Source organism: Winogradskyella sp. 4-2091, from assembly GCF_045765065.1.
In the GTDB taxonomy this organism is placed as follows: Bacteria; Bacteroidota; Bacteroidia; order Flavobacteriales; family Flavobacteriaceae; genus Winogradskyella.
On sequence record NZ_JBJKOD010000015.1, the window covers coordinates 1 to 12,659 of the forward strand.

General features: G+C 30.2%; 13 protein-coding genes. All 13 read right to left on the reverse strand.

The annotated features are described in order from the left end of the window. Positions 1-113 precede the first annotated feature (113 nt). Positions 114-353, reverse strand: coding sequence for a DUF6095 family protein (locus ACJBCC_RS15150; RefSeq protein ID WP_299103096.1), 240 nt, complete (start codon positions 351-353; stop codon positions 114-116). Then, positions 340-1,152 (reverse strand): N-acetylmuramic acid 6-phosphate etherase, encoded by an 813-nt coding sequence (gene murQ, locus ACJBCC_RS15155; RefSeq protein ID WP_407557646.1) that lies wholly within the window; start codon positions 1,150-1,152, stop codon positions 340-342. Before murQ ends, ACJBCC_RS15150 begins: the two co-directional genes overlap by 14 nt. Before the next feature lie 96 nt (positions 1,153-1,248). Beyond that, the gene (locus tag ACJBCC_RS15160) at positions 1,249-2,064 is read right to left on the reverse strand and encodes a DUF4249 domain-containing protein (protein ID WP_299103100.1); all 816 of its coding nucleotides are present in this window, start codon (positions 2,062-2,064) and stop codon (positions 1,249-1,251) included. A 3-nt stretch (positions 2,065-2,067) separates the two neighbouring features. After that, the gene (locus ACJBCC_RS15165; protein WP_299103102.1) at positions 2,068-4,443 is read right to left on the reverse strand and encodes a TonB-dependent receptor; all 2,376 of its coding nucleotides are present in this window, start codon (positions 4,441-4,443) and stop codon (positions 2,068-2,070) included. 148 nt (positions 4,444-4,591) lie between these two features. Next, positions 4,592-6,811: an NADP-dependent isocitrate dehydrogenase gene (locus ACJBCC_RS15170; protein WP_407557647.1), complete on the reverse strand. Its 2,220-nt coding sequence runs from the start codon at positions 6,809-6,811 to the stop codon at positions 4,592-4,594. Between the two features lie 148 nt (positions 6,812-6,959). Beyond that, the gene (locus tag ACJBCC_RS15175) at positions 6,960-7,532 is read right to left on the reverse strand and encodes a pentapeptide repeat-containing protein (protein ID WP_299103106.1); all 573 of its coding nucleotides are present in this window, start codon (positions 7,530-7,532) and stop codon (positions 6,960-6,962) included. Continuing rightward, positions 7,529-8,020, reverse strand: coding sequence for a hypothetical protein (locus tag ACJBCC_RS15180; RefSeq protein ID WP_299103108.1), 492 nt, complete (start codon positions 8,018-8,020; stop codon positions 7,529-7,531). Before ACJBCC_RS15180 ends, ACJBCC_RS15175 begins: the two co-directional genes overlap by 4 nt. Before the next feature lie 729 nt (positions 8,021-8,749). Continuing rightward, on the reverse strand, positions 8,750-9,100 hold the full coding sequence (rplS, locus tag ACJBCC_RS15185; RefSeq protein WP_299103110.1) for a 50S ribosomal protein L19: 351 nt from the start codon (positions 9,098-9,100) through the stop codon (positions 8,750-8,752). Between the two features lie 173 nt (positions 9,101-9,273). Continuing rightward, positions 9,274-9,600 (reverse strand): hypothetical protein, encoded by a 327-nt coding sequence (locus ACJBCC_RS15190; RefSeq protein ID WP_299103112.1) that lies wholly within the window; start codon positions 9,598-9,600, stop codon positions 9,274-9,276. 11 nt (positions 9,601-9,611) lie between these two features. Beyond that, positions 9,612-10,295, reverse strand: coding sequence for a tRNA (guanosine(37)-N1)-methyltransferase TrmD (gene trmD, locus ACJBCC_RS15195; RefSeq protein ID WP_407557648.1), 684 nt, complete (start codon positions 10,293-10,295; stop codon positions 9,612-9,614). A gap of 110 nt (positions 10,296-10,405) precedes the next feature. After that, the gene (locus ACJBCC_RS15200) at positions 10,406-10,897 is read right to left on the reverse strand and encodes a TlpA family protein disulfide reductase (protein ID WP_407557649.1); all 492 of its coding nucleotides are present in this window, start codon (positions 10,895-10,897) and stop codon (positions 10,406-10,408) included. A 46-nt stretch (positions 10,898-10,943) separates the two neighbouring features. Beyond that, a complete protein-coding gene (locus ACJBCC_RS15205; RefSeq protein ID WP_407557650.1) occupies positions 10,944-11,828 on the reverse strand; it encodes a hypothetical protein in 885 nt (294 codons plus the stop codon). Between the two features lie 92 nt (positions 11,829-11,920). Beyond that, entirely contained in the window at positions 11,921-12,547 is a 627-nt protein-coding gene (locus tag ACJBCC_RS15210) for a tRNA (guanine-N1)-methyltransferase (protein WP_299103120.1), read from the reverse strand. Positions 12,548-12,659 lie beyond the last annotated feature (112 nt).

Genomic DNA, 12,659 nt, shown 5'->3' on the forward strand with positions numbered 1-12,659 from the left:
CTTTTTTACCGATATATCGGTATTGTAAAACCCTTACTATTTATTTAGTAAGGGTTTTTTCGTTTTTTTTAATCTGAGAGTTTTATGAAAATAATAGCAAAACTATGATAATACTAACTTTTCTTATTAAACATACTATCTAAAATAGTGTTAATTCCTTTCGCCAATAATATAATAGCAATTATACAAAAGATAAATGCTATAATTAGTAATACGATAAATAGAGATTTATCCTGATTATTTAAGGCTAAATGTATTAGGCTAGGACCTAAAAACATAAAAATTAAGCAAATTAAGAGTTGTTTCAGGCCCTTTGTTAATATTTCCTTATCTGTTCGATTACTTTCGTCCATGATTAATACTTTCTCTTACTGATTTATATTTCATTAATAATTGGGTCGCTTCTGATTGTTCAATATGTAATTCTTGCATTATCATTTTTACGCCTCTATTTACAAGTTTGTCATTGCTAAGTTGCATATCTACCATTTTATTACCCATCACTTTACCTAGTTGAATCATGCATGTTGTTGAAATTGTATTAAGTACTAGTTTTTGGGCAGTTCCAGCTTTCATTCTTGAACTACCAGTTAAAAACTCAGGACCCACCATAACTTCAATAGGATATTTTGCTGTTAACGATATAGGACTATTATGATTACAAGTAATACATCCCGTTAAAATGCTATTAGAATTACATTGTTCTAAAGTGTGAAGTACATAAGGAGTAGTACCTGATGCTGCAATACCAATCACAGTATCATTTTGTGATATATTTAAATTTTCTAAATCTTTCCAGCCTTGTGTTCTTGAATCTTCTGCATTTTCTACAGCTTTTCGAATGGCTTTATCTCCACCAGCAATTATTCCAATTACTAAATTATCTGAAACTCCGAATGTAGGTGGACATTCTGACGCATCCAAAATCCCTAATCTACCACTAGTTCCAGCTCCAATATATATAATTCTACCACCATTCTTAAGTTTGGGAATAATTCTATTTATTAATGCTTCTATTTGTGGTAAAGATTTTTCAACGGCTAAAGAAACGAGTTTATCTTCATTATTTATATTAGTGATAATCTCATTTACAGACATGCTATCGAGATTATTATATTTTGATTCTTGTTCTGTTATTTTTGTAAACGTCATAAGTTGAAGGTAAGAATAATAATTATATTAGGATGCTATTTAGTTAAGCTTGATTAATATACTAATTAAATTTACTGGATTTTAATCTAAATAAAACTATTCTACTGTATAAATAACTTGTTCAACTTCTGATAATCGAAAATAACCAAATGGATAATTTTCCTCGTTAGTTGTGTTTATACAATTTCCTCGAACTGTAGCTGGTTGTGTTTCAAAAGGCCCACCTCCATCTTCGCTTCCTTGTTGTAATAAGATAAACATAAACTCATAGTACTGCTCAGATACACCAAAATGGCGAATAGTTAATTCATTTCCTGATTCTAAATCTTCTTCAGAATAAAAACCAAAAATTTGATTCCCATCTATAAATCTATCATCGCCAACATCTAGGGATGGAGAGTCCGAAATATCAGTAAAATATTCAAAGAAATAATAATTGTCTGTTTCAGCAGGATCTGTAAAATAAACTTTAATTTCAATCTCATCGCCAAAGAAACTTCCTTCATCATCTTGCTCAATATAATCAATTGGAGCAACTGATTTTAAAGTTTCTGTAGCTGTATATACTTCATTATTATAATTTATAAATAATGTATACTCTCCATCAATAATTGGGATAAAATCAGAATTTCTATAAATACCAGTTTCATTCTCTTCAATAAATGAAAACGTATTACCATTAGTATCAAATATTTGTACCAAAGCATTGTTAGCTGGTGGAATAATTTCATCAAAGAATGGTGCTGAAAGAGTTAGTTTTATAAACTGTTCGTTTCCTGAAGTGTTTTTATACCAATCTATGGAGGCTTCAATAACTAATCTTGGTTCAACTTCATTTAAATCTACATCAATTACATCTTCACAAGAATATAAAAACGTACATATTATTAAAAAACAGAAAACTTTTTTCATGTGTTAAAATTTAAAATTATAAGATATTGATGGTACCATTCCGAAAATCGCCAATTTAACTGCTTCATTGTTACTTGTGTCGCTATTTTCACCAAAAGATATGCTGGCAGCATTTTTACGTCCGTAGACATTATAAATTCCGAATACCCATTCACCTTTAAAATTCTTTTTACTTTCTGGTTTTGGAGTATATATGGTTGATAAATCTAACCGATGATATGCTGGTAATCTACTTGAGTTTCTGGCTTCATAATTTGGTATTACTAGTCCGTTATATTCATATTGACTATTAGGATACGTAGTGGGTTGTCCGGTTTGAAAAATAAAATTAGAACTAAATGACCATTTTTTATTGAGCTCGTAACTTCCGGTTAGTGAAACATCATGAGTTTTATCGTATGCCGTGCTATACCATTGTCCACTATTAATTCCTGTTTCAATAGGAGTTCGTCCTGGTGTTCTTTGCTCAGATTTTGATAATGTATATGCTAACCATCCGGTAAATCGACCTTCATTTTTTCTGAGTAAGACTTCTAATCCGTAAGCTCTTGCTTCTCCATTTAAAATTATTTGTTCAATGGCATCATTGGCAATTAAATCTGCACCATCAACATAATCAATTCGGTTTTTAATGGTTTTATAAAAGCTTTCAATTTCAATTGAAAATGTATTATCCTTAAATGTTTTAAAGTAACCAACGGCAACTTGATCAAGTAACTGAGGTTTTACATATTTACCACTTGGCGTCCAAACATCTAGTGGAGTAGGAGAAGTTGTGTTTGATAATAGATGTAAATATTGACTCATTCTGTTATAACTTGCCTTCACTGAAGATACATCGTTTAATTGATATGCTATAGCTAGTCTTGGCTCTAAGTTAGTAAAGGATTCTATTACATCAGATCGGTTAAAACTTTCGGTTCCTATTGGTTCTGCTTTTTCATATATACCAATTTCCTCATTAAAGATTAAGGGAGAATCATTTTCATAAATATTTAATTCATCTTGGCCTAATCGATGGAACATACTTAGTCTAGCTCCATAACTGATACTAAGCTTATTACTCAATTTATGCTCAGCATCGATATAAACGGCATTTTCAAACGCGTATTTATCAATAAGTTTATAGGGATTAATTCCAGAAGTTTCCGTTGTAGGATTAATTTCACCAGGATTAAAATCGTAATACATACTGTTCAAACCATATTCAAGCTTAAAATTGTTGTTGATGTAGTGTTTAAAATCGTATTTTAAATTGAAGTTTTTTATACCCGAAACCCAGTCAAACTCTACAAAACTTAATTCTAAACCATAATAGTAATCAGAATAAATTAATGATAAATTTGAAAATAGTTTATCTGAAAACAAATGATTCCATCGGAAATTCAATACAGAATTTCCAAATGTATTTTGAAAGCTATCAGAAATTTCAAATACATCTCTGCCAAAATATCCTGACAAATAAATATTATTATTTGTATTAATATTATAACTCAGTTTAGTATTTAAATCATAAAAATAAGCTTTGCTATCAATATCAAAAAGTGGTAAAAATAAATGGGCGTAACTGCTTCTACCTCCAATTAAAAAAGAGCCTTTGTCTTTTTTTATAGGACCTTCAGCCAATAATCTACTAGAGATCAAGCCAATTCCTCCATTCATATGAAATGATTTACTATTCCCTTCTTTTTGATAAATATCTAAAACTGAAGATACACGTCCACCATATTTAGCAGGAATTCCTCCTTTGTACAATTTTAAATCTTTAATGGCATCTGGATTAAAAACAGAGAAGAAACCAAATAAATGAGACGAATTAAATATGGTAGCTTCATCTAATAGGATAAGATTTTGATCTGCTGCACCACCTCGTACATTAAAACCTGAAGCACCTTCACCGGCATTAGTTACACCTGGAAGTAAGGTAATAGATTTAATAACATCGACCTCACCCAAAACCACAGGCATATTCTTTATGGTTTTTATTGATAAAGAATTAACACTCATCTGAGGTTTCTTAATGTTTAGTTTTTCAATATTTTCTGTGATTACAACTTCGTCTAAGCTTTCAGTAGCTTCTAATAATTTATAGTTTTTAGTAAGGTCTGATAAAAGTACTACAGATTCATTTACTGTTGTAAAACCTAAATAGCTAATTTGTATATCATAAGTGCCAGCTGGCAGCGTAATAGAGTAGAAGCCATATTCATTGGACATGGTTCCTGTCTGTAATTCTGGAATTATAATATTTACGCCAATGAGTGTTTCATTACTTTGGTTATCAGTTATCGTTCCACTTAATGTGAACTTTTCTTGAGCATAGAGATTAATGCTGCATAAAAATAGGCAGAGAAAAAATCCTCTGGATAGTATTTTCATATGTGATGAATATTATATTGATTGATGATGACTTTCTGTTATAACGAATAACTAATGTAGTTGTTACACTAAAAGTAATTTAAAAGCATAAAAAAAGCTTCTCGAAAGAAGCTTTTTAACAAAATCTTAATGTATAATAATTAAGTAATTAATTCATAATTGTATTAAATGCTTTACTTGGACGCATAGCATTAGATACTAGTTCTTCATTTGGATAATAATAGCCATCAATATTTACAGATTCACCTTGGCAATCTATTAATTCTTTCACTATCGTATCTTCATTAGTGGAAAGTTCTTTAAATATTTTTGAAAATTCAGTTTTAAGATCAGCGTCTTTATCTTGATTAGCTAATGCTTCAGCCCAATATAAAGCCAAATAAAAATGACTTCCTCTATTGTCTAATTCATTTACCTTTCTTGAAGGCCCTTTTCTATTTTCTAATAATTTATCAGAAGCATCATCTAAAGTTTCTCCTAAAATGCTCGCTTTTTTATTGTTATTTACAATAGAAAAATGTTCAAGAGAAACAGCTAATGCTAAGAACTCTCCTAGAGAATCCCAACGTAAGTGATCTTCTTCAACAAACTGCTGAACATGTTTTGGAGCAGATCCACCAGCACCAGTTTCAAATAAACCACCACCATTCATTAAAGGAACAATAGATAACATTTTTGCACTTGTACCTACTTCTAATATAGGAAACAAATCAGTTAAATAATCTCTTAACACATTTCCTGTTACAGAAATAGTGTCATCTCCAGCCTTAAGACGTTCTAATGTGAAATTTGTAGCATCGATTGGTGATAAAATTCTAAGATCTAATCCGTCAGTATCGTGATCTTTAAGGTATGTATTTACCTTTCTTATCAATTCTGCATCATGCGCTCTGTTTTTATCTAACCAAAAAACAGCTGGTGTTTGGGAAGCTCTAGCTCTTGTAACAGCTAACTTTACCCAATCTTGAATTGGTGCATCTTTAACTTGACACATTCTCCAGATATCTCCAGTTTCAACTTTATGGCTTATTAATACATTTCCGTTATTATCAACAACTTCTACTTTGCCATCTGCTGAAATTTCAAATGTTTTATCATGAGAACCGTATTCTTCAGCTTTTTGAGCCATAAGACCTACGTTAGGTACTGTTCCCATTGTAGTAGGATCAAAGGCACCATGTTTTTTACAGAAATCTATAGTGGCGATGTAAACACCAGCATAACTGCTGTCTGGTATTACTGCTTTTGTATCTTGTTGATTTCCTTCTGCATTCCACATTTGACCAGATGTTCTAATCATTGCAGGCATAGAAGCATCAATAATGACGTCACTTGGCACATGTAGATTAGTAATTCCTCTATCAGAATTTACCATAGCTAAATCGGCACTATGATCTAAGGCAAAACGAATATCATCTCTAATTTCATCGCGTTTATCTTCCGGAAGTTCACTTAATTTTTCAAGTAAATTTCCAAAGCCATTATTTACGTCTACACCTATTTCATCAAAGGTTTTACCATGCTTCTCAAATAAATCTTTAAAAAATATTCTTACGGCATGTCCAAAAATAATTGGGTCAGATACTTTCATCATAGTTGCTTTCATATGTAAAGAAAACAAAACACTTTGATCTAAAGCATCCTCAACTTGTTCTTCTAAAAACTCAAGTAATGCCTTTTTACTCATTACTGTAGCGTCGATAATTTCGCCTTTAAGTAAACTTAAATTCTCTTTTAAATTAGTGGCATTACCTTTAGAATCTGTATGTACAATTTTTACGGTTGTTTCATCTGCAAGCGTAACTGATTTTTCATTGTGAGCAAAATCTCCTTCAGACATTGTTGCCACATGCGTTTTAGAATCTGCCGTCCAAGCTCCCATACTATGAGGATTTTTCTTAGCGTAATTCTTAACTGCTTTTGGTGCACGTCTATCAGAATTTCCTTCTCTTAAGACAGGATTTACTGCACTACCTTTTATCTTATCGTAACGAGATTTAATTTCCTTTTCAGATTCATTTTGAGGCTCATCTGGATAATTAGGAATTTTAAATCCTTTATTTTGTAATTCTTCAATGGCAGCAGTAAGTTGCGGGACAGATGCACTAATATTTGGAAGTTTAATAATATTAGCTTCTGGTTTTTTAGCTAATTCGCCCAATTCTGCAAGTGCGTCAGCTACTTTTTGATCTTCAGTTAAAAAATCTGGAAAAGTTGCTAAAATTCTAGCTGCTAAGGATATATCTTTTGTTTCAATAGAAATACCAGAAGACTTTGTAAATGCTTTAACAATTGGTAAAAATGAACGTGTTGCTAAAGCTGGTGCTTCATCCGTTTTTGTATAAACAATCTTTGCTGTTTTTGTCATAAGTCTAGTAAATAGTTTGAAAAATAATTAGCTTAAAATTAAGCAGAGCAAATATACGAAAACGTTTGATTTTTCACGTGCTAGATTTGCACTAAAGCACGCTATTATTTAAAGAATCAATAAATTTTTGCTTAAAATAATCGATTTATTATTTTATCTTAATATTGAAGCTTTTTAGCAATCCAGAAATGTTTTCATTAGAAAAAGAAGCTTTATTTAATTGATTTACGGAAGGATTGATATTAAAGTTAATGGCAGAAGTAAAGTCTGCACTTTCTAGATTGGTTCTATTAAACGTTGATCCGCTTAAATCACAGTCTTTAAATACGACTTGTTTTGCTTCGGATTCAGTAAAATCTGCTTGATGAATTGTACAATTTTGAAACTCAGTAAGGTTAATTTTTAATTGATAGAAACTACTGAAATTTAAAATGCAATTAATAAATTTAAACGATAACAAAAAGGCATTACAATTTTGAAATAGAACACCAAGTAATTTACAATCTTTGAAAGATACGTCGTTGAAGGTTGTGTTAATAACGTTGACATTGCTAAAATTACAATCTATGAAGTTGCATTCTATAAAATTAATGTTTGAAATGTCTGAGTTTTCAAACGTACAGTTGGTAAACGTACAATCTGTATATTCAGCTTTTGGGAGTAGGTTTACGGTGTAATTTTCGCTCTTAAAATCGTGTTGATCGAATAAAAGTAAGTTCATTCTTTAATTTTTCTTAATTGTATTTGTTTGTCATCCCACAATAGAACTTTATAATACACCGAAAATTTTTCAGCAGGTGTTTTTTTCCATTCCTTCTTGGTGTAGATTAGGTTAACTACATTGTTTTCTAAACTAAATGACTTTAAGTGAAATAGGGTTGAGCCTACTGGGCAAAATATGTATTTAATATGATGTAATTTTCCTATGGAATCAAAATTAATGAGTTCTTGTTTATCTCTAACATTTGAAATTAAGAATTTTAATTCGGCTTCAGTTAAACCATTTTTTTTATAAAGGGAATCTTTAATTTTTTTAATTGGGTTTGTAGAAATTAAGCTTATGGTATCTTGTTCTAACCAATTCCTTAATATATAAGGATTTTGCTTTTTAATAGTCCATGTGTTAGTATGCAATATAGCAAGCGAATCTCGTTGAGCATTACTCTGTGAAGTCAAAAGTAGGATGATAATGAGGAATAAAGGTTTCATTATATTAAGGATAGACGTTTTTATATAAAATAAGAACTAATGGTTTAATGATCTAGTGTATTTAATCCAAACAAAAAAAAAGCCATATCATTCAGAATTATCTGTGTTGACATGGCTTTCATAGAAACAGAACTATTATGACTTACTTAGCTTTCACTAACTCAACTAAATGACCAGCGTCAAAAGTTTTTCAGTACATCAGTATCTGATTCAAATTCGAAACATTTTATATCTTTCAAAATGTATTGACCTGATATTACTTTGTTTCTTAGGTTTGTTTTTCTTGATGTTTTTCTGATAAATATTCAAATACTCGAGTATCTATTAGGGAACATTGCTCATCCTTTTCGTGTGCACTTTCGATTCCACTACTTTTTCAGAACTTTTCACTTTTCTACTATAACCTACACAAGCATGTTATCTTATAAAAGCTTCATGATCGTTTTACAAACACTTGTTAACACAAGTTGCTACACAATCTCAAAAAACAACCTCATTACATAAAGAACGAATCTCTAACGACAACTAACATTAATTTGAAATAGGATTCAAAAAACAAACTAGGTTTGTTATTAATTGTTTCACTAAATTACATAATTAAATTTGAAATCGCTATAGTTTTAACATTTTAGATATCAACACCTTATGAACCGTAGTTGTTAACAATTGTTAAAAACGAAAAGAGCCTTCTGATACAGAAGGCTCTTTTTGTTTTTATATAAGTTTGAATTATCTTCTAACTTCTTTGATTCTTGCTTTTTTACCAGTAAGACCTCTAAAGTAGTAAATTCTAGCTCTACGTACTTTACCACGTTTGTTAACTTCTACTTTCTGTAAAGCTGGTAAGTTCACTGGGAAAATACGCTCTACACCAATAGTTCCTGACATTTTACGGATAGTAAACGTTTCAGAAGATCCACTTCCTTTACGTTGTAATACTACACCTCTAAAAAACTGAGTACGTACTTTTTCACCTTCTCTAATTTCATAGTAAACAGTGATTGTATCACCAGCACTAAATTCTGGAAAGTCTTTACGAGTTACAAATTCGTCTTGTACAAATTTTACTAAAGAATTCATTTTGTTTTGTTTATAATTTTTGATTCAAAGCAACATTCACGATTCTCGCCAGAGGTTGGTCTAAATTGGTTTGCAAAAGTAGTGCTTTTTATAAAATATGCAATGCTTTAGTATATTATTTTTTGTGGGATTATTTATTAATTGTCAATCGATGACGATAATTAATACTGAAACTAATTCTCAGAATCTTTCTTTGATAATTCTGTTATGACAAACATTAATAAACCAATAGCAAAAATTAAATACGATAAACTTCTAACAATATTAGAAATACCTTGAATTTGTAATAGAGTGTCCATACTGTATCTGCCTGCCATTATTGTAATTATTAGGCTTACAACATATTTAATACAAAATAATAGATAACCAATAAATATGGTCCAAGTTGCTGGAGTTCTCTTTTTTATAATAAGTACAATTGTAGCAGCTAATATGATTAGCATAGAAATGCTACTAATTATCTGACCAATAGAAAATAGAATTTGTGTAGAACTATCCATAATTTAATATTTTACTGTTTATCATCTAAAAGATCAGGACGTCTTTCTTGTGTTCTTTTATAGGCTTGCTCTTCTCGCCATTTTTCAATTTTAGCAAAATTACCACTAAATAGTACTTCAGGCACTTTCATACCATCATACTCTCTAGGTTTTGTGTAAATTGGTGGTGCTAATAAATTATCTTGAAACGAGTCTGTTAAAGCAGACGTTTCATTACCAAGTACGCCAGGAATTAATCGAATTACGGCATCACACAAAACAGCTGCACCTAATTCTCCACCAGAAAGCACATAGTCACCTATAGATATTTCTCTTGTAATAAATTTATCTCGTACACGCTGATCTACGCCTTTATAATGTCCGCAAAGAATAATTATATTTTCTTTTAAAGACGTTTGGTTGGCAATGCTTTGGTTGAGTTGTTCACCATCTGGTGTCATATAGATAATTTCGTCGTAATTACGTTCTGCTTGTAATTTTGAAATACATTTGTCTATTGGTGCAATACTCATTACCATACCAGCACCTCCTCCAAATTGAGTATCATCAATTGACTTGTAATTACCAGTTGCAAAATCTCTTAAGTTATGAAAGTGAACTTCTACCAGACCTGCTTCTATTGCTCTCTTCAGTATAGAGGCTTCAAACGGACTTTTTAAAAGTTCTGGTAAAACGGTAATAATATCTATACGCATGACTTATGTTAATTGGCTGCGAAGATAAGATTTATTGTTATGTTTTTTAATAAAGTCTAATTTTAGTATTGTTATGGAATGATGATTGTTAATATTCCATTTATTAGAGTTTATTTATCTGAATCAATAAGATCTTGAATTACTTCAGACGTTAATTCAAAGCCTTTTAGATCTGGCCATCCTTCCCATACTACAATGCCATTTGGATCTATAATTACGCAATGTGGTATGCCTTTAATTTCAAAAATATCATTTAAATGTTTATCGGTATCAATAGCACTATAATATTCTATTTCTGGGTAATTGAGTTTTTCAACTGTGGCTTCTGTTTCATCACTTAATCCTATGACAACTAGATTTTCACTAAACTCTTTATGAAACTTATTTAATTTTGGAATAGATCTTAAACATGGTCCACACCAAGTAGCCCAAAAATCTATAAGTATAAATTTACCTTCCATTTCTGGTTTATCTGATAACCATTTTTCTACTACTAATTCTGGCGCTTCTTTATTTATAAAAGATTTAGCCCATAATTCTTTTTCTTGAGAAAATGCGTTGACACTTATAAGAACAATAATAATTAGAATAAGTTTTTTCATGTTTAATAGTCTTTAATGATAAGGTAATTTGGTTATTAATGCATTTTTAACATAGAGCTGTCCAAAACAAATTATTAAGTAAAAAATCATTGAATGTCTCTTTAGTTTGTTTCTTACCTAATTGTTTAATTTCAAATTTTGCTGTTTTACGATTCCAACTTAATGTAAGGTTAGTACATTCAATTTGTATATAGACATCATAAACCTTTTTTAGCGTCTTTAATTGTTCTTGAATATCGTTTTTAGATAAAAACTGCTTTTTTTCAATTGATTTTTCAATTAATTCAATATCTGCTTTATCAATAATTTTAAAGTTTCCTGATAATATAGACACTAATGAATTTTTATCAGTTAGTGAACGTATCAGTTCCATAATATTATAATACGATGTTTTCTCACTTTTATATTCTGAGTATTCATAACAGATCAGTTCATCTTCTTTAATTTTCATTCCAAATGGTACGAGGTTAAGATTAACATTTGTATCTGTGCCAAGTTGAGGGATTTCAAATTCAACATAAAACAAAGGAGAGATGGAATCTGTTACTATATCTTTTGTTGTAAAACTTTTAATGCCAAAATCTTCTGGTAAAATTTCGGAAAGTAATCTGTTTGAAGTGGTTTTTTTCATCCAATCACATCCGCTATAATCCGATTGTAACAAGGTGTAATTTCCATTAACATCCTTATAAGCACCAATAGATGAACTACAATTACAACCACATGTTGGGTATGAGCCAGAAATATAAAGGTAACCATTTTTAGAATCGTCAATAATTTTTACGTCTGAAGTTTTACTTTCTAAATCCTCTAAATTTGAATAACAAGCTTGAACGTTATTCCATAAAAGTTGACTCAATTCACTTTTAGTTTGAGTAAATCCGATATAAGGAATTATAAAAGTAAATAAATATATTAGTCGTTTAGACATTGTAACTTAAGTGTTTGTTTTTCATTTTTTTTATAAAAAAAATCCGTAATTAAAATTACGGATTAATATTATAATGTGTTAAATAAATCTAATTAAGATTTATGCTTATTTAATTCATCTTGTAATTGACGTCTTACTTTTTGCTCTCGTTCTAATGCAGTGCGTCTGTGTTCTTCAAATTCAGTTTCAACTTCATCTAATTTGTGTTTAGCTTCGCGTGTTGCTGAATTACTACCTTTAAATTTGTAAATAAATAATAATAGGAAAGCGAATAAAGCGCCAATAATAGACCACATAATTACATTGTAATTCGTTTTACTAGTCTGCATACCTAATAAGGCCATGTTATTTTTTTCAGAATCTGTTTGATCTAAAATGGTCTGAGTATCCACTAACTTTACTTTTAGATCTTCAATTTCCTTAGCTTGGTTACCTACAACTTTTTCAGAATTTTCTAGTTTTTTGTAAGTAGTTTTTAACGAATCAAGAACATGTGCTTTTAAAGTTAAAAGCCAAGCATATTTTACAGCTTCATATTTTTGGCCATTGGTACCTCTAAAATTACCAGACTTCTTAAATATATATTCAAACTGACTATCTATTGTACCACTGTTTAATGACAACTTATCGTCCTCATCATCTGTGTTTGTTTGCGCGTTTAAATTTTGCAAACTAAGTGTAACTATAAGAATTACAGAAACTTTGGTTAGGAATTTCATCTAAAGATTAATTTTAGTTTTGATGGATTAATTGACTGCCAAGATAATAATTTTATGAGTATTACATAAACATTTATCAAACAAATAGCCTCACATTAAAGTAAGGCTATTT